The sequence below is a fragment of the Pedomonas sp. genome (assembly GCF_036515995.1).
In the GTDB taxonomy this organism is placed as follows: Bacteria; Pseudomonadota; Alphaproteobacteria; order Sphingomonadales; family Sphingomonadaceae; genus Pedomonas.
Genome location: NZ_DATBUP010000172.1, coordinates 1 through 17878, shown reverse-complemented (window position 1 = coordinate 17878; position 17878 = coordinate 1). Strand labels below are relative to the sequence as shown.

Below are 17878 nucleotides of genomic sequence, written 5' to 3'. Positions count from 1 at the left end.
GCCGATGTCCTTGTGGTTGGTGGACATCAGCCAGCGACGCCACCCGGTCGGGTGATCGTGCGCGTGCTCGTCGTGAGCGTGTGCTGCGGCGTTAGCCATCATGTACTCCGTGTCTCGAACTTACTGCCGCACGATCACGTCGGCTGAAGCATACTGCTCGGTGGCAGCGGCGGAGGCGAACTTGGTCTTGGCCTCTTCCAGCCACGCGGCGAACTGCTCTTCGGTCACGACTTCAACCATGATCGGCATGAAGCCGTGGCGGATGCCGCACAGTTCAGAGCACTGGCCGTAGTAGATGCCGGGCTTCTCAGCCTTGAACCAGGCTTCGTTGATACGGCCCGGAACGGCGTCCATCTTCACGAAGAAGGACGGAATGGTCCAAGAGTGGATCACGTCGGAAGCGGTGATGAGCAGCTTCACGGTCTTGCCGACCGGAACGACCACGCGGTTGTCGGTGGCCAGCAGGCGCGGCAGGTTGGCTGCCTTTGCCTCGTCGTCGCTCAGCATCACTGCGTCGAACGACAGGCCGTCCTGATCCATGTACTCATAAGACCAGTACCACTGGTGACCGGTGACCTTCAGGGTCAGGTCCGCCTTCGGCGGGGTGTACTGGGAGTAGAGCAGCTTGAAGGAAGGAATAGCAATCGCAACCAGGATGAGCACTGGCACAACGGTCCAGATCACTTCGATCAGAGTGTTGTGCGACGTCTTGGACGGCTCAGGATTCGCGCCAGCGCGGTACCGGACGATAACCCACGCCAGAAGAACGGTTACGAACAGCGTAATACCAACGATGATCGGCAGCAGCCAGTCGTTGTACATCCAGTTGCCGAACTCACCGACTTCGGTCACGGGCGCTTGAAGCCCGAGGCCCTTCTCAATCGGGTGACCGGCCGGGTTCGCTGATGCGGTCTGCGCAGTGGCCGCCCACAGCGCCGCCCCCGCTACCAGCATCTGAACCGTGCTAGTGATCTTTCTCATTGTGACCCCGCCATTACTTACCGCCGAAAGGCGGCCATAATCGCCCGCGTTATAGGGGCGAGATTCTGTCCCGACAAGCGGCCAAGGTGACGCATTGACGGAAATCAAGGCGGTCAGCGGCGGTTTGTGGCAGAATCACGGAAATCAGCGTCCGCACCGGAACTTAACCGTCTCGCGGTCTGCACGCGGGCTGCCCGCAATCTGATTGTCTGGAACCTGTTTAATTCTATGGAGGCCGTTTGGGGCAGTGCTGTTCCAAACTGTGCCTTAATTATGCCACCAGTCCTCGCGCCGGGTTTGCGGCCGAGCCGGATCTCTGCCGATACAGGCGCTTTCCTGCAGCCAAGCCTTCCGCCTGCGCCGTGAATATGCTTTTAAAAGCAGGCAATCGATTGAGGAAGCCATGCCCAAAATTGTCCTGAATGGGCGTCTGACCGAATTTGAAGTCGATCCGGAGATGCCGCTTCTCTGGGTGCTGCGCGATGTCGCGAATCTGACCGGCACGAAGTACGGCTGCGGAGCCGGGCTGTGCGGCGCCTGCACCGTGCAGGTGGAAGGCGTGGCGACCCGCGCCTGCCAGACGCCGATCGGATCGATCGAAGACGCGCGCGTCATGACGATCGAGGGGCTCTCGGCCGACCGGAAACACCCGCTGCAGGAAGCCTGGATCGAGAATCAGGTGCCGCAGTGCGGCTACTGCCAGTCCGGCATGCTCATGGCCGCCGCCGCCCTGCTTCAGGAGATCCCGGAGCCGACGCGGGAGGACATCGCCAAGCACATGACCAATCTGTGCCGGTGCGGAACCTATCCCCGGGTGGAAAAGGCCATCCTGCGGGCGGCCGAGATCACCAAGATCGCCGCACTGAAGGCGCTTGAAGCCTCCAATCCGTTCGCCGAACCCGAGCCGGCCCCTGCACCTGCGCCTCAGGACGGTGCCGCCGCTGCCAAGCCCGCCGCAGCGAAACCGGAAGCAGCGAAGCCGGAAGCCGCAAAGCCCGCAGCACCCAAGAAGAAGTAACTGCCGGGAAGAAACAAGGCGGCCCGTTGTGCCGGATCATCCGGCTGGCCGCCTTCGCTGACTGCTTGTGCCCCCTGCTTCCGCGCGCCCTAACAGTGAAATGCGAGCCCGGAGGGCGAATCGCTGGAGCGTGTCCGCTCGCCGGCGCGCCGCCAGACGCGCTCGTGGAAGAAGAACACCACGGCGTTGGCCATCGGCTCGACAACGGCGATGGCGCTGGAGATGCCAACCTCGCCGGTAAATGCATACGCCACGGAGAAGCCCACGATGAAGTGCAGGGTCAGAAAGCTCAGGGTCTTGGCAAGGTCACGCTTCATACAAACTCCACGGGGCGATGTGGGCGTGGGGCCACTCAGTGGCTGACCGACTCTATATACTGTAATTAAGAATTAGTTTCAATTAAGGCCGATGGTTTTCGCCCTTCAGCTCGTCGCAAACTCGACAAACGGGCCTTCGATCGCCCGGCCGGGTGACGAAAATGGGCGACCCTTCCGGGCCGCCCCCTCGAAAAACCCATGCCGTTCTGGCCGTCAGCTCACTTGCCGCCAAGGACCGACAGCGCTGCCGATGTCATTGCCTCGATGCCGGTGGCCAGCGTCGGCTGCGGATCGGGCGCGAAGAAGGGAGAGTGGAGTGACGGCAGGGGTTTGCCGCTCTTCTGCGCCTCGTCCCAGGTGGACTGCTTCACCGCGCCCAGCCAGAACAGCGTGCTCTCGAGCGAGCGGTCCTCCCGATAATAACGGGAGAAGTCCTCGCCGCCCATGGCGGGCTTGGTCTCCACCACCCGGTCCTCGCCGAATCGCGCCTTGAACACGCCCTGAAGCTGGCCGGACAGCGTATCGGTGTTGAAGGTGGACGGCGTGTACTCGTTCTTGATCTCCACAACCGGCCAAAGCTCCTGCGGCACACCGAAAGCCGCTGCCTGCCCCTCCGCGATCCGCTTGATGCCGGAGAGCAGCGATTCCCGCACATCGTCCCCGTAAGATCGCACGGTCAGCTGCAGCTTCACCGTATCGGGGATGATGTTGTGCTTGGTGCCGCCGTGGATCGAGCCCACCGTCACCACCGCCGGCTCGGCCGGGTTGTTGTTACGGCTCACAAGCGTCTGAAGCGCCGTCACGATATGCGCCGCCAGCACGACCGGGTCCTTGGTGGTGTGCGGGTAGGCACCATGCCCGCCAACGCCGCGCACGGTCACGTCCACCGAATCGACGTTGGCCATGGCATAGCCCGAATGGACGCCGACAGACCCGGCCGGAATGGCCGCGTTGACGTGCAGCGCCACCACATGCGTCGGCTTGGGGAACCTGGCATAAAGCCCGTCCTCCAGCATGGCCTTGGCCCCGCCGCCCCGCTCCTCGGCAGGCTGGGCGATCATCACCAGCGTACCGCGCCACTGATCCTTCAGCGCAACCAGCCGGCGGGCGGTACCAACCCAGGCGCTCATGTGGATGTCATGGCCGCAGGCGTGCATGACCGGCACATCCGCACCGGTTTCGTCTTTCGTCACCACCGTCGAGGCATAGGGCAGGCCCGTCTGCTCCTTCACCGGCAGGGCATCCATGTCCGCGCGGATGAGGAGCGTCGGCCCCTCCCCGTTCTTCAGCACACCGACGACACCGTGGCCGCCAACGCCGGTGGTCACGTCCTTGAAACCCGCCTTCTTCAGCTCCGCCGCCATGCGCGCCGCGGACTTGGCCTCCTGAAAGGACAACTCAGGCGATTTGTGCAGATCGACATAGAGAGTCTGGACGTAAGGCAGATCGGCCGTGATTGCCGCGCGCAGCGGATCAGCGCCGGACTGGGCGTATGCCGGCGCTGCGGCAAGCAGCATGGCAAGGCCGGAAACGAGAAGACGCATGGACAGTCCCCTGAGATGTAAGTGCAAAACCAGGTCTTTGACCCAGTCAAATCTCGAACCGGGCCGGATGCAACCGGTTTCCTTACGGCAACGATGTCCTGCCCCCCCCAACGCTTCGCCGCAATCATCGAAAAGCCAGTTGACACTCATTCGCAAAATTAGTTACCTCAAGGTAGACCGTTAAACTGGCTCCGTGAGTTCGGCACATGTACGTTTGCATTTGCAATGGCTTGAGAGAATCGGACGTTCGGACTGCTGCGCGCATGTCCGGGGAACAGCGGCCAAACGCGGTTTACGCGCACCTCGGCTGTCGGATCGAATGCGGGCAATGCGCCAGCTTTGCAAAGTCAGTTATTAGTGAGGAGCACAAGGTGGGCCAGCCCACCTGGCCGGCCGAGTAAGCCCGGCCTTTAAACTGCACAGATTTCCCAGTCGCTGGGGCTTCCGGCGGCTGGGTTTCGTCGTGCCCGGATTTGCACTCTCCTTCGCCACCCTTTGGTGATAGAGTAGCGCTCTATATTCCCCCTATCCCCAGGCCGGATCGGCCGAATTGTAATCAAGGAGTTGGCGATGAAGGGCGACCCCGAGGTCATCAAGCACCTGAACAAGATCCTCAAGAACGAGCTGACGGCCGTCAACCAGTATTTCCTTCATGCCCGCATGCTGCAGAACTGGGGCCTCGATCGTCTGGGCGACTACGAGTACAAGGAATCCATCGACGAGATGAAGCACGCGGATTCGCTGACCAAGCGCATCCTGTTCCTCGATGGCCTGCCGAACCTTCAGTCGCTCAATCGCCTGCGCATCGGCGAGACCGTTCCCGAGCTGCTCGAGGCAGACCATGCACTCGAGATGGAAGCGATGCTCGACCTGCGCGAAGCCATCGCCTACTGCGAATCCGTGAAGGATTACGTGAGCCGCGAGTTGCTGGAGCAGATTCTCGAGTCCGAGGAAGAGCATGTGGATTTCATCGAAACCCAGCTCACCCTCATCAAGACCGTGGGTCTGGAGAACTACCTCCAGAAGCAGATGAAAGCCGCCGACGAACAGTAAGCAGCGGCTTATTCGGCGGCGGTTGCGCCGCCATCCGCCCTCTCCGGCAGAAAGATGCTCATCTGCATCTCTTCCGGAGAGGCGTGGAGAAAGGTGAAGCCGCCACCGCAGCGGTCAATCAGGCGGAGCATGACATCACAATCCGCTTCGCCCCCCTTGGCATCCTGCCGCGCCCCCCGACTTTCCACATCAATGCGCACGCATGACCTGGCGTCAGGATTCGCCCGCATCAGCCGGTCTGCATAATCTCCCCGGCTTGCGCGCAGCACGATCTCGCCTTTGCGCACGATGGAATCCGCCGCGTTGAGGATGAGGTTCAGCAGCACCAGCATCAGATCCCCCCGACAAGTGTCGACCCTCGCTCCGGGCGCATCAATGACGGCTCTGCCGGAAACATCCAGCGGCAAGAGCATCGGACCCACGTCCTCGAGGTCTTCGATCAGGTGATTGATGGAAACTTCCGACCAGTCGGAGGTTGCGGCCGCCCCTGCGCGCGCCACGATCCGCGTCACCGTGATCAGGCTCTGGATGTGCTCCCCCGCCTCAAGAACATAACCGAGGTACGAATCGCGCGTGGCGCTCGGCAGCTCTCCCATGGCGTAGCGGGAAAAGGTCAGGATCGGCTGGAGGTAGTTGCCAAGGGCATGTCCGCCCCGGGCGATGATTCGGTCCAGCAGGCGCAACCGAAGCCGCCGGACGCCATCCTCCAGCGTTGCGTCTTCCGGCGTCTCCGCCTGTCGCATGGCGGCGACCGTGCAGACCACCTGAGGGACGCAGGCTCCCTCGGCGTGGACAGCCTGTTCAAGGCACCGCACCGTCAGGCGCAGGCAACGGCCCGGCACCGTGTGCTCAAGCACCACATCCGCCTGCACAGAGAGGGCCTGTTCCGTTGCGGCCGTCAGGGCATCAGCCAGCCCGGGCGGTAGAAAGTCATGAAGCGGCAGACCGGTGACGGCCGCCGCTTCAATGGAAAACACCGAGCAGGCTTCATCGTTCAGCGCTCGAAGGCGGACCCGGCGGTCCCCTCCCCTCTCCAGCGACAGCACGGGCACGCTGAGAGAACGGAGCAGAACCTGCATGGACACACCGCCCCCCGGAGCGGGCCCCGGGGTGGGTGGGCCTCCCCGATTCACGAATCAGGCGGCTTCGCGGCTGGCCAGTTCCTGCTGCAGCCCTTCGGCAATGAGGAAGGCCAGCTCCAGAGCCTGCGCCGCGTTCAGGCGCGGATCGCAGTGGGTGTGGTAACGGTCGGCCAAGGTCTCGTCCGTAATGGCAACGGCGCCGCCGGTGCATTCGGTCACGTTCTGGCCGGTCATTTCCGCATGGATGCCGCCTGCGTGCGTGCCTTCGGCCCGGTGGATGGCGAAGAACGAGCGCACTTCCGTCATGATCCGGTCGAACGGCCGGGTCTTATAGCCAGTGCCGGTCTTGATGGTGTTGCCGTGCATCGGGTCGCACGACCAGACGACACTGCGGCCTTCCTTCTTCACCGCGCGGACCAGCTGCGGCAGGTGCGCCTCAATCTTCTCAGCGCCGTAACGGGCGATGAGCGTCAGGCGGCCCGGCTCGTTGTTCGGGTTCAGCGTGTCGAGCAGGCGCAGCAGCGTGTCAGCGTCCAGCGACGGGCCGACCTTCATGCCGATCGGGTTGCCGATGCCGCGCAGGAACTCCACGTGCGCGGAGCCCGGGAAGCGGGTGCGGTCGCCAATCCACAGCATGTGCGCCGAGGTGTCATACCACTGGCCGGTCAGCGAATCCTGACGGGTCATGGCCTGCTCGTAGCCCAGCAGCAGCGCCTCGTGGCTGGTGTAGAACTCGGTGCCGCGCAGCTGCGGTGCGGTTTCCGGATTGATGCCGCAGGCTTCCATGAAGCTCAGCGCCTCGCCGATGCGATCCGCCAGTTCGCGGTAGCGGCGGGTGACGGCGGACGAGCCCACGAAGTCCAGCGTCCACTTGTGCACCTGATGCAGGTTGGCATAGCCGCCCTGAGCAAAGGCGCGCAGCAGGTTCAGCGTGGCGGCCGCCTGCATGTAGGCGCGCAGCATGCGCTTCGGGTCCGGCTCACGCGACTCCGGATTGAAGTTGATGTCGTTGACGATGTCGCCGCGGTAGCTCGGCAGACTGACGCCGCCAATCGTCTCGTTCGGTTCGGAGCGCGGCTTGGCGAACTGGCCGGCCATGCGGCCCACCTTCACCACCGGCATGCGACCGGCAAAGGTCAGCACCACCGCCATCTGCAGCAGCACGCGGAACGTGTCGCGGATGTTGTTCGGGTGGAACTCGGCGAAGCTTTCCGCGCAGTCGCCGCCCTGGAGCAGAAAAGCACGGCCGGAGGCGACCTCGCCCAGCTCATCCTTCAGGCGGCGCGCTTCTCCCGCAAACACCAGCGGCGGATAGGACTGGAGTTCAGTCTCCACCGAAGCGAGCGCCCCGGCATCCGTATAGACTGGCATCTGGCGGCCTTCAAAGCTCCGCCAGCTGTCCGGGGTCCAGAGGGTGGACGTTCCCATCTCAGCCATGATGCACCTCTCTCTTCCTTCCGCCCGCAACGCCGGGCAATATTCTTACAGATCCGGCTCTCCGGACTTTCCGTTAATGCGTTGCTCGTTCGCAGATAGCAAGACTCAACGCATGAGCACAAATTCTTCGGCCGCTGTCGGGTGGACTGCGACAGTTTGATCGAACTGGGCCTTGGTCGCGCCCAGCTTCACCGCAATGGCAACCGCCTGAATGATTTCAGGCGCATCCGGCCCCAGCATGTGCGCACCCAGCACCTTGTCCGTGGCGGTGTCCACAACCAGCTTGCACAGCGTCCGCTCCTGCCGTCCGGCAAGAGTAAACTTCATCGGACGGAACTCCGAACGGAAGACTCGTATTTCATGCCCCTCAGAACGGGCAGTATCTTCATCGAGTCCGACGCTCGCCAGCGGCGGCTGGCTGAACACCGCCGAGGGTACCAGCCGGTGGTCCGCCGTCCAGTGCTTGCTGCCGAACACTGTATCAGAAAACGCATGACCTTCCTTGATTGCAACGGGCGTGAGCTGAATCCGGTCGGTCACGTCGCCCACGGCATAGATGTGGGAGCAGCTGGTCTGCGAATCAGCGCTCACGACGATGGCGCCATTCTTCGCGGTCTTGACGCTCGTATGGTCCAGACCAAGCCCATCCACGTTGGGCCGGCGGCCGATAGCGTACATCACCGCGTCCGTCTCCAGCACCTCGCCATCGGTCATGGTGGCGCGGATCACGTCGCCGTCTTTGTCCAGCCGGACAATGGAGGCGCCGCCGCGCATGTGGATGCCCTTCTGGGTGTAGAGGTCCTGCAGCTTGGTGCGCAGTTCCTCATCCCAGCCGCGCAGGATGGTGGGCGCACGGAACGCCTGCGTCACCTCGACGCCAAGGCCATGGAAGATGCCCGCAAACTCGGTGGCAATGTAACCGCCGCCATAGACGAGGATGCGCTTGGGCAACTCCGGCAGGTTGAACGCCTCGTTGGAGGTGAAGCCCAGCTCCGCGCCGGGGAAGTCCGGCACCACCGGCACGGCGCCGGTTGCGATCAGGATCTTGCGCGCCGTAACCTGCTGGCCGCCCACGTCCAGCGTGTGCTTGTCCACGAACGTGGCCCGCGCGTTGTAAACCGTGACACCGGCATTGCCGAGCGTGTTGCCGTACAACCCCTGAAGGCGGGAAACTTCCTTTTGAACATTGTCCCGCAGGGTCGGCCAGTCGAAGCGCGCCCCGTCCACGGTCCAGCCAAAGCCGGCCGCGTCTTCAAGCTCTTCGGCAAGGTGGGAGGCATAGACGAACAGCTTCTTCGGCACGCAGCCGCGAATCACGCAGGTGCCGCCGACCCGATACTCTTCAGCGATTGCCACCTTGGCGCCATGCGCGCCTGCGATACGCGCCGCGCGCACGCCGCCCGAACCGGCACCGATAACGAAAAGATCGTAATCAAACTGGGACATTGCGTACTTCCTGCCTATCCACCGTCTGGTTGAGGTAAGATGCCCGGCCCGCAGAAGCAAACGCAAAGTCCCGATTAGTCCGTTCGAATTGCTCGTGAAGAGCAGGAGGAGACAATGGGCCGATTTCTGGTCATTGCCGGAATTGTGCTGGTGGTGCTGGGCATTGCCTGGCCGCTGGTCGCCAAACTGGGGCTGGGTCGACTACCCGGAGACATCATGTGGGAGCGGGGCAATACCCGCGTCTACGTCCCCATCGTCACCAGCCTCGTCCTCAGCGTGGTGCTGAGCCTGGCTCTGTATCTATTCAGCCGCTGGCGCGGCTGAACAGCACCGCATGACTGAACTTGCGGCCTTTTTGTCCGTAGAAACATTTTAAGGGTACGCCTTTCACGATTGTCAGGGGGTGCCCCGTCCGGCACGCCTGTCCGCCCAGGAGCGAGGGGCGGGGGATGAGGGTCGCCGGCCGCAAGGAGCATCATGCCATGGACAACGCAGAAGCACCGACAGGCACCACACGGAACCCGCTCGTCTTCTGGGGCTCGAGTGCGGTCATTGCGCTGTTGCTCATCATCGGCGCCGGCGCGCCCGAGCGGGCCGAGCAATTCTTCGGTGCCATTCAGAACTGGATCGCCTCCAGCCTCGGCTGGTTCTACATCCTTGCCGTTGCAGGCTTCCTGATTTCGGTTCTGGTGCTGGCCTTCAGCCGTTACGGCCAGATCCGGCTGGGGCCGGATGATTCCACGCCGGATTACAGTTACTTCTCCTGGATCGCCATGCTGTTTGCCGCAGGCATGGGCATCGGCCTCATGTTCTTCGCGGTGGCCGAGCCGATCCAGCACTTCTCCAGCCCTCCGGAGGCAGATCCACACAGCATCCAGGCCGCCCGCGAGGCCATGGTCATCACGTTCTTCCACTGGGGCATTCACGCCTGGGCCGTCTATGCCGTCGTCGGCCTGTCGCTGGCGTACTTTTCCTTCCGCTATCACCTGCCGCTCACCATCCGCTCCGGACTGTACCCGCTGATCGGGAATCGCATCTACGGCCGGCTGGGCGATGCGGTGGATATCTTCGCGGTGGTCAGCACCGTTTTCGGCATCGCTACGTCTCTTGGCTTTGGCGTGCTCCAGATCGATGCAGGGCTCGGCTACCTGCTGAATGCGCCGCAAACAGTCTGGTTTCAGCTGCTGCTCATCGCCGTCGTCATCAGCATGGCCACGCTTTCCGTGGTCAGCGGCCTCGATAAGGGCGTCAAGCGCCTGTCCGAAGCCAACCTGATCATCGCACTTCTGCTGATGACCTTCATTCTGGTCATTGGACCAACCGGCTTCATCCTGAAGGCCTTCACCCAGAACATCGGCAATTACCTGCACAATTTTGCCGCGCGCACCTTCAACCTCTATGCCTATGAACCCCGAGGCTGGATGGCCAACTGGACCCTGTTCTACTGGGCCTGGTGGATTGCCTGGTCGCCCTTCGTCGGCATGTTCATTGCCCGAATCTCGCGCGGGCGCACCATCCGGGAGTTCGCCACTGGCGTCCTGCTCGTCCCGTCCGCTATGACCTTCCTGTGGATGACTGTGTTCGGCAACACGGCCATCTCGCTCGACATGGGCGCGGCCATGGGCGGCGTCTCGGCAGCCGTCGCCGAGGACATCTCAACGGCTCTGTTCCGGTTTCTGGAGTACCTGCCCTTTGACGTTGTCACCTCGACGCTGGCCGTGATGCTGGTGGCGGTCTTCTTCGTCACCTCGGCCGATTCCGGCTCGCTGGTGGTCGATACCATCTCCTCGGGCGGGGTAACCGACACGCCGGTCTGGCAGCGCATCTACTGGTGCAGTCTGGAGGGAATCACGGCGGGCGTCCTGCTGCTGGCGGGCGGGCTGACCGGCCTTCAGACCATGACGCTGATCGCGGCCCTGCCCTTTGCCATCGTCATGATCTTTCTGGTCATTGGCCTGTTTCGCGGCATGCAGGCAGACCTCGCCCGTCAAGACGTGCAGCGCCATGTGGCGGCCCGGCCCTCTGCCGACGTGCCTTGGCGCAAGCGGCTGCGGTTCCTCATTCAGGACCAGACCGAAGCGGAAGTGCGGACCTTCCTGGCCACCACCGTCCAGCCCGCCCTGGCCGAAGTGGCCGAGGAAATGCATCGCAGCGGGCAGGAAGCCAGCGTCACGGTCGGCGAAGATGGCACGGTCACGCTGGTTGCCGCCATGCCGGAGGCGCGGGACTTCCTCTACGGCATCCGGCCGGTCAGGGAATACACCGTTGCCCTCACTGCTGCAGAAGTGATCGGTCCCGAGAAGCGACGGCCGCAGGCGTGGGAGGCGCAAACCTTCTTCGCGGATGGCAGCCGGGGCTACAACACCATGGGCTTCACCCAGCAGCAGATCATCGGCGATGCTCTGGACAAGTATGAGCAGCATCTGTCCCTCATCCAGTCGGACAAGGCGGCGCTCTATATCACCTCGCCCGGACCCGCCGCCCCGGAGGGCGGGGCCTGACGGAGGGGAGTTCCCACGAAAAAGGGCTGCTCCCGCATACGGTAGCAGCCCTTTCGCACGGAAGCGCGGGAAGCGGAGGTCCGCCTCCCGGCTTGTGTCGCTTATTCCACCGTCACCGACTTGGCGAGGTTGCGCGGCTGGTCCACGTCCGTGCCCTTGGCGACGGCAACGTGGTAGGCCAGCAGCTGCACCGGCACCGCGTAGACCAGCGGCGCGATGATGCCTTCTACCTTCGGCATTTCAATGGTGGCCATCAGACCGGTGCCGTGGTGTGCAAGGCCCTCCTTGTCGGAGATGAGAATGACCTGACCACCGCGGGCGATCACTTCCTGCATGTTGGAAATGGTCTTCTCAAACAGCGGACCGGAGGGGGCGACAACCACCACCGGCACGCTCTCGTCGATGAGTGCGATCGGGCCGTGCTTCATCTCGCCGGCGGCATAACCTTCAGCGTGGATGTAGCTGATCTCCTTCAGCTTGAGAGCGCCTTCCATGGCGATCGGGTAGTCCGGACCACGGCCGAGGTAGAGAACGTCCGTCGCCTTGGCCACGGAATGCGCCAGCTTGGCGATGTCCTCGTCGTGCGCCAGAGCCTCGTTCATGAAGGCCGGAATCTCGGTCAGGCACTGAACCAGAGCCGCTTCCTTTTCCGCATCGATCTTGCCCTTGGCCTGAGCCATGGCAACGGCGAAGGCAGACAGCGTCGCCAGCTGGCAGGTAAAGGCCTTGGTGGAGGCCACGCCGATTTCCGGCCCGGCGTGGGTCGGCAGGACGGCATCGGCCTCGCGTGCCATGCTGGAGGTCGGCACGTTGACAATGGCAACCGTGTGCTGGCCGTTTTCCTTGCAGTGACGCAGGGCCGCCAGCGTGTCCGCCGTCTCGCCGGACTGGGAGATGAAGATGGCAAGGCCGCCGTCCATCAGCACCGGATCGCGATAGCGGAACTCGGAGGCGATATCGAGCTCGACCGGCACGCGGGCCATCTGCTCCAGCCAGTACTTGCCGACCATGCCTGCATAGTAGCTGGTGCCGCAGGCGATGATGGAGACCCGCTGAACGTCGGCGAGGTCGAACGGCAGGTCCGGCAGCACCACCTTGCCTTCCAGCGGCTTGATGTAGGTGCCGAGCGTCTGCGCGACCACCGTCGGCTGCTCGTAGATTTCCTTCTGCATGTAGTGGCGGTGGTTGCCCTTGTCGATCAGGCCGCCCGTCACCGTGGAGATGGTGACGGCACGCTCCACCGGCTGGTCGTCGGCATTGTAGACCTGAATCGAATTGCGGCTCAGCACCACCCAGTCGCCCTCATCCAGATAGGCGATGCGGCTGGTCAGGTCCGACAGCGCAATGGCATCGGAGCCGAGGTACATCTCGTCGTCACCGTAACCCACCACCAGCGGGCTGCCGCGGCGCGCGCCGATCAGCAGGTTGTCGTGCCCGGTGAAGATGATGGCCAGCGCAAACGCGCCGTGCAGGCGCTTCAGCGTCCGCTGCACGGCGTCCGCCGGGGTCGCGCCATTCTCCAGCTCGGTGGAGATCAGGTGCACCACCACTTCCGTGTCGGTTTCGGACTCGAAAGCGCAGCCGCTTGCCACCAGCTCCTGGCGGAGCTGCTTGAAGTTCTCGATGATGCCGTTGTGCACCACCGCCACGTGGCGGCTCGCATGCGGGTGGGCGTTGTGCACGGTCGGTGCGCCGTGGGTCGCCCAGCGGGTGTGGGCGATGCCCAGCGTGCCCGACAGCGGAGCCTCGTTCAGGCGCCGCTCCAGGTTCTTCAGCTTGCCTTCGGCCCGGCAGCGCTGAAGCCCGCCGTCCACGAGGGTGCAGATGCCCGCCGAGTCATACCCGCGATATTCAAGACGACGCAGACCATCCAAAAGGCGATCCGCAACCGGCTCCTGACCGATGATACCAATGATTCCGCACATAGCCGCCTGTTACCCCGCCTTCTTCTTCGTCTGCATGGCCGCACGGAACCGTGCAGCCCAACCCTGTTTCTCGGCCTGATTGCCGCGTGCCACCGCCAGTGCATCGGCAGGAACGTCCTTCGTCACCACGCTCCCCGCACCCACGATCGCACCGTCGCCAATGTTGACCGGTGCCACCAGCGACGAGTTGGAGCCGATGAAGGCCCCCGCGCCGATGCGTGTCTGATACTTGAAGTAGCCGTCATAATTGCAGGTAATGGTGCCCGCGCCCACGTTGGCCCGCTCGCCGATGCTCGCATCGCCGATATAGGTCAGGTGGTTAACCTTGGCACCGGCCTCCAGCACCGATTTCTTGATCTCGACGAAATTGCCGACCTTGGCCTTCGCCTTCAGCACCGCGCCGGGGCGCAGGCGGGCATAGGGGCCGACCTCGCAGCCCGAGGCCACGGTTGCCCCCTCAAGGTGCGAGAAGGCGCGGATGTTCGCGCCTGATTCCACCTTCACCTTGGGGCCGAACACCACGTGGGGCTCGATCACCACGTCGCGGCCGATCTCGGTATCGTGGCTGAAGTACACCGTCTCCGGTGCGATCAGCGTCACGCCCTCGACCATGAACTCGCGGCGGCGGCGATTCTGGAACACCGCTTCCACGGCTGCCAGCTCGACGCGGGAGTTGACGCCCGCCACCTCGTCCTCGCCGGTTTCAACGACGACGGACGGCAGACCGTCCTTGCCCGCCAGCATGACCACGTCGGGCAGATAGTACTCGCCCGCCGCGTTGTTGTTGTCGACGCGCGAGAGCAGCGACCAGAGCTGCTCCGATTTCACGGCCATCACGCCCGAGTTGCACAGGTTGATGGCGCGCTGCTCGGGAGTGGCGTCCTTGAACTCCACCATGGTCTGGATGACGCCGTCGCCATCGGTGACGATGCGGCCGTAGGCGGCCGGATCAGCCGGGCGGAACGCCAGCACGACGCACGCCGGGCTCGTGCCGTTCACCGGCGTGTTCAGCCGCTCCAGCATGGTGCCCAGCGTCTCGGGCCGGATCAGCGGCACGTCGCCATAGAGAATGAGTATGTCGCCAGTGAAGTCTTTCAGCTGCCCTTCCGCCGCCTGAACGGCGTGGGCCGTGCCGAGCTGCGGCTCCTGCAACGCAATGGCTGCCTGATCGCCGAAGGCGGCTTCCACCTGCTCCTTCAGCGAGCCGACCACCAGCACGGAGCGGCTGGCACCCAGCGCCTGCGCAGATTTCAGCACGTGACCCACCATGGGCAGGCCGCCAATGGGATGAAGCACCTTGTGCTTGTCCGACTTCATTCGCGTGCCTTTACCGGCCGCGAGAATAATGACGGCCACCGGCCGCGTCGTCATAAGCGGATCCCCCTCAAATTCTCAGGCAAGCTTGCTCTGACCGTGCGGCGTGTGCCACACAAAGCTGCACATTTCCACTCATTGCTCTGCTCGCCAGGACTACGAAACTCATACCATGAGCGATCTTAATAATATGCCGCGCTGCGTTGTTTTCGACCTCGACGGAACACTTGTCGACACCGGACCAGATCTGACCGCCGCAACCAACCATGTCCTTGCCCTTGCCGGCCGCCCTTCGGTGACGGTCGCCGAGGTTCGCGACATGGTCGGGCTTGGCGCCCGCAAGCTGATCGAGCGCGGCCTTGCCCATACCGGCGGCGGAACGCCCGAACAGGCGGAAAGTCTCCTTCAACCGTTCCTGGATTATTACGCCCAGAACGTGTGTGTAGCCTCTCAACCCTTTCCCGGAGTTGAACAAACCCTTACCCGGCTCCAGGAAGCAGGCGTCTTGATCGGCATCTGCACCAACAAGCCGGAAGGCCTGAGCCACGCCCTGATCGAGACGCTGGGCTGGCAGCGCTTCTTCCCGGTCAATATCGGGGGAGACAGCCTGCCCTTCCGCAAGCCGGACGGACGGCACATCCTCACGGTTGTCGAGCGGCTGGGCGGCAATCCTCACGAGACCGTGATGGTGGGGGACTCGGCCGTCGACGTGGGCGCGGCCCGCGATGCCGGGCTGCCGGTGGTCGCTGTGAGCTTCGGCTTCTCCAGCGTTCCTGCCGACGAGCTGGGCGCGGATGCCCTCATCGATCACTATGATCAGCTCATGGACGCGCTGACCGCCGTGCAGCGGGAGCGGGCGACGGCGTAAGCATTTCGGCGGCCGTCTGAAAAAATCTTCGGCCCCAGTCACAGTTCATGTCACAGAGGCGGGCGCTGCCTCGTCTGATCTCCTGAAAACCCGATTTGTTCAGGAGATCGACTGATGCAAGCCCGTCTCGACGCCTTCAAGGCCGCCCCGCACATCATGCAGGCCATGCTCGCCCTGGAAGCTGCCACGCAGGCCAGCGGCCTTGAGGCAAGCCTCATGGAACTGGTCAAGATCCGCGCTTCGCAGATCAACGGCTGCGCCTATTGCCTGCACATGCACACGCGCGACGCCCGCGCCGGAGGCGAAACCGAGGAGCGTCTCCATCTCCTACCGGCCTGGCGCGAATCCTCCTACTACACCCCGCGCGAACGGGCAGCGCTGGCCTGGACCGAGGCCGTGACGCTGATCGCCAAGACGCAGGCCCCCGATCCCGTCTATGATGAGCTACGTAAGCACTTCAGCGAGGAAGAGACGGTGAAGCTGACCCTGCTTATCGGAACCATCAACATCTGGAACCGGCTTGCCGTCGGCTTCCGCAGCCAGCACCCGGCCGACTATGCAACACGAGCTGCATGACACCGGGCTGAGTGAGCACGCCGCCGCGTTCGAAGCCGAACGCGGCAGGCTGACAGGCTTGGCCTATCGCCTGCTCGGCTCCTTCAGCGACGCCGAAGACGTGTTGCAGGACGCCTGGATGCGTTGGCAGACGGCGGTGCGGGACGAGATCCGCCAGCCCTCCGCCTACCTCTCCGCCGTCGTCACCCGGCTGTGCCTCGATCGGCTGAAGCAGGCCCGCCGCCACCGGGAGCTTTACGTCGGCCCATGGCTGCCCGAGCCCCTGCTGGAAGACCCGGCCCTTGCAACCCTGCCGGAGGAAGCCCTCTCCCGGGACGTGTCGTTCGCCCTGATGCTGGCGCTTGAGAGACTGTCTCCGCTGGAGCGCGCCGCCTTCATCCTGCATGATGTGTTCGAGATGGAGTATACCGAGGTTGCCGCAACGCTCGGCCGCAGCGAGGCAACGTGCCGCCAGCTGGCCAGACGCGCCCGGGAGCATATCCGGGCGGATCGCCCACGCTTCGAAATCGACAAGCAGGAAAGCGAGACGCTTGCAGAGGCATTCTTCGCCGCCTCACGCTCAGGCGATGCTCTCTCGCTCGGCCGTCTGCTGGCCGACGGCGCGACGCTGCACACTGATGGCGGCGGCCGCAAGCCGTCTGCGCTCAACGTCATTCACAGCGCCGCCAAGGTGGCCCGCTTCTTCATCGGCATTTCCCGCAAGCCGCGGAGCGCGCCGCCGCTCTGGAGCCGACGCATCATCGCAAACGGCCTGCCCGCGGAACTCTCACTGGAGGCGGATGGCACCCGTCAGCTGAAAGCGGTCGAGATCGCGGCCGGGCAGATCAGCAACGTATACATCGTGCGGAATCCGGACAAGCTGGCCAAGCTCTGGGCCGCCGTTGCCGATGCGCCCGCTGCGCAGGGAACCTGATCTTCAGGCAAGCGTGGCCGGGCGCGTATCGGGCCGGGACACAGCCGTGCGCCGCCACTTGGTCCAGAGATGCCGCGCCAGCAGCAGCGGCGGCATCTTCAACCAGTGCGAGCGGACCAGCAGCAGCAGGCGGGCAGCCCGCACGGCCAGTCCCGCCTCCGCAACACCCGTATTGCTGAAGGCAGCGAGGAACAGCCGGTCCATCAGCCACAGCACCGGCCCGGCGGGCAGCGCCTTTGCTGTGCGGGCCAGAACCTCTTCCGGAACCGCCGTGCCGAACAGGCGGCAGGCATAGCGCAGGGCGTAGGCCAGCGTGCGGGACAGGCCGTGATGGCGGGCGCGGGCCTCCAGGGCGGGCCAGAAGGCGTCATCCTGACCGAACTCGCCCACAAGAGCGTGGATGTCCCACAGGTTCCGCAGCGGCTTGAGCAGGTCGCCATCATAGAACAGGTGGGCGGCGCTGTGCAGCACCATGTCCGAGGGCGCGAGGATGGAGAGCGGCAGCCCCGGCAGTTTCCGGGCATTGCGCACCATCGCCTGCGCGTCGGGCGTCGCCCGCGTCGTCAGCGGCAGGATGGTGTGGTGAACGTCCAGCTCCGTACCGCGGGTGTCATGGATCATCGGCGGCAGCTCGTGCATCCATGTACGGTAGTAGTGGAAATCATACGGGTCGGTGTGGACGTAGCTCCACCCGGCGTCCTGCAGCGCCACTTCCGCCGCACCCAGGTATGAGCGGGGGATGAGGATATCGAGGTCACCGGCGGCGCGCCCGCGCCCGGCGTCCAGCCCTGCCAGCGCATAGGCTGACCCCTTGAGGAGGATGACCGGGCATTTCAGCGACCGCAGCGCCGCCAGCACCTGCCGGGCTTCCCACCCCGCAACCACATGGCTGCGGGCAACCCC

17 protein-coding genes are annotated in these 17878 nt (G+C 64.0%); 8 read left to right on the top strand and 9 right to left on the bottom strand.

All coding sequences use genetic code 11. The features are described from left to right. Positions 1-120: 120 nt before the first annotated feature. Positions 121-981 carry a cytochrome c oxidase subunit II gene (gene coxB, locus VIG90_RS13015; RefSeq protein WP_331593952.1) on the bottom strand — a complete coding sequence of 287 codons (861 nt, stop codon included), beginning with the start codon at positions 979-981 and terminating at the stop codon, positions 121-123. 403 nt (positions 982-1384) lie between these two features. Here coxB and VIG90_RS13010 point away from each other — a divergent pair, with 403 nt between their 5' ends. After that, on the top strand, positions 1385-1999 hold the full coding sequence (locus tag VIG90_RS13010) for a (2Fe-2S)-binding protein (protein WP_331593951.1): 615 nt from the start codon (positions 1385-1387) through the stop codon (positions 1997-1999). 89 nt (positions 2000-2088) lie between these two features. Here VIG90_RS13010 and VIG90_RS13005 read toward each other — a convergent pair whose 3' ends face one another. Together VIG90_RS13005 and VIG90_RS13000 are read right to left on the bottom strand one after the other, a co-directional pair. Then, the gene (locus tag VIG90_RS13005; protein ID WP_331593950.1) at positions 2089-2316 is read right to left on the bottom strand and encodes a DUF2061 domain-containing protein; all 228 of its coding nucleotides are present in this window, start codon (positions 2314-2316) and stop codon (positions 2089-2091) included. A gap of 218 nt (positions 2317-2534) precedes the next feature. Further along, positions 2535-3860 (bottom strand): amidohydrolase, encoded by a 1326-nt coding sequence (locus VIG90_RS13000; protein ID WP_331593949.1) that lies wholly within the window; start codon positions 3858-3860, stop codon positions 2535-2537. 206 nt (positions 3861-4066) lie between these two features. Between VIG90_RS13000 and VIG90_RS12995 the strand changes: the two genes are divergently transcribed. Beyond that, positions 4067-4261 carry a (2Fe-2S)-binding protein gene (locus tag VIG90_RS12995; RefSeq protein ID WP_331593948.1) on the top strand — a complete coding sequence of 65 codons (195 nt, stop codon included), beginning with the start codon at positions 4067-4069 and terminating at the stop codon, positions 4259-4261. A gap of 169 nt (positions 4262-4430) precedes the next feature. Further along, a complete protein-coding gene (gene bfr / locus VIG90_RS12990) occupies positions 4431-4913 on the top strand; it encodes a bacterioferritin (protein ID WP_331593947.1) in 483 nt (160 codons plus the stop codon). 8 nt (positions 4914-4921) lie between these two features. Here bfr and VIG90_RS12985 read toward each other — a convergent pair whose 3' ends face one another. The 3 genes from VIG90_RS12985 to gor all read right to left on the bottom strand — a co-directional run bounded on the left by VIG90_RS12985 (position 4922) and on the right by gor (position 8878). Beyond that, positions 4922-5992, bottom strand: coding sequence for a PAS domain-containing protein (locus VIG90_RS12985; RefSeq protein ID WP_331593946.1), 1071 nt, complete (start codon positions 5990-5992; stop codon positions 4922-4924). 57 nt (positions 5993-6049) lie between these two features. Further along, entirely contained in the window at positions 6050-7432 is a 1383-nt protein-coding gene (locus VIG90_RS12980) for a class II 3-deoxy-7-phosphoheptulonate synthase (RefSeq protein ID WP_331593945.1), read from the bottom strand. Positions 7433-7537: 105 nt separating this feature from the next. Continuing rightward, positions 7538-8878 carry a glutathione-disulfide reductase gene (gor, locus tag VIG90_RS12975; protein ID WP_331593944.1) on the bottom strand — a complete coding sequence of 447 codons (1341 nt, stop codon included), beginning with the start codon at positions 8876-8878 and terminating at the stop codon, positions 7538-7540. Positions 8879-8992: 114 nt separating this feature from the next. On the opposite strand from gor, the gene VIG90_RS12970 reads away from it, so the two are divergent. Further along, the gene (locus tag VIG90_RS12970) at positions 8993-9202 is read left to right on the top strand and encodes a DUF2905 domain-containing protein (RefSeq protein ID WP_331593943.1); all 210 of its coding nucleotides are present in this window, start codon (positions 8993-8995) and stop codon (positions 9200-9202) included. 158 nt (positions 9203-9360) lie between these two features. After that, positions 9361-11379, top strand: coding sequence for a BCCT family transporter (locus VIG90_RS12965; protein ID WP_331593942.1), 2019 nt, complete (start codon positions 9361-9363; stop codon positions 11377-11379). 101 nt (positions 11380-11480) lie between these two features. On the opposite strand, the gene glmS is transcribed toward VIG90_RS12965, so the two are convergent. Then, a complete protein-coding gene (gene glmS / locus VIG90_RS12960) occupies positions 11481-13304 on the bottom strand; it encodes a glutamine--fructose-6-phosphate transaminase (isomerizing) (protein WP_331593941.1) in 1824 nt (607 codons plus the stop codon). A 9-nt stretch (positions 13305-13313) separates the two neighbouring features. Beyond that, the gene (gene glmU, locus VIG90_RS12955; RefSeq protein ID WP_331593940.1) at positions 13314-14675 is read right to left on the bottom strand and encodes a bifunctional UDP-N-acetylglucosamine diphosphorylase/glucosamine-1-phosphate N-acetyltransferase GlmU; all 1362 of its coding nucleotides are present in this window, start codon (positions 14673-14675) and stop codon (positions 13314-13316) included. Positions 14676-14790: 115 nt separating this feature from the next. Here glmU and gph point away from each other — a divergent pair, with 115 nt between their 5' ends. From gph to VIG90_RS12940, 3 genes are all read left to right on the top strand, one after another. After that, entirely contained in the window at positions 14791-15486 is a 696-nt protein-coding gene (gene gph / locus VIG90_RS12950) for a phosphoglycolate phosphatase (RefSeq protein WP_331593939.1), read from the top strand. A gap of 114 nt (positions 15487-15600) precedes the next feature. After that, on the top strand, positions 15601-16062 hold the full coding sequence (locus tag VIG90_RS12945) for a carboxymuconolactone decarboxylase family protein (RefSeq protein ID WP_331593938.1): 462 nt from the start codon (positions 15601-15603) through the stop codon (positions 16060-16062). Further along, entirely contained in the window at positions 16043-16975 is a 933-nt protein-coding gene (locus tag VIG90_RS12940; protein WP_331593937.1) for a sigma-70 family RNA polymerase sigma factor, read from the top strand. The genes VIG90_RS12945 and VIG90_RS12940 overlap by 20 nt, the downstream gene beginning before the upstream one ends. 3 nt (positions 16976-16978) lie before the next feature. On the opposite strand, the gene VIG90_RS12935 is transcribed toward VIG90_RS12940, so the two are convergent. After that, positions 16979-17878: nucleotidyltransferase family protein (locus VIG90_RS12935; protein ID WP_331593936.1), on the bottom strand; the 900-nt coding region annotated here is incomplete at its 5' end.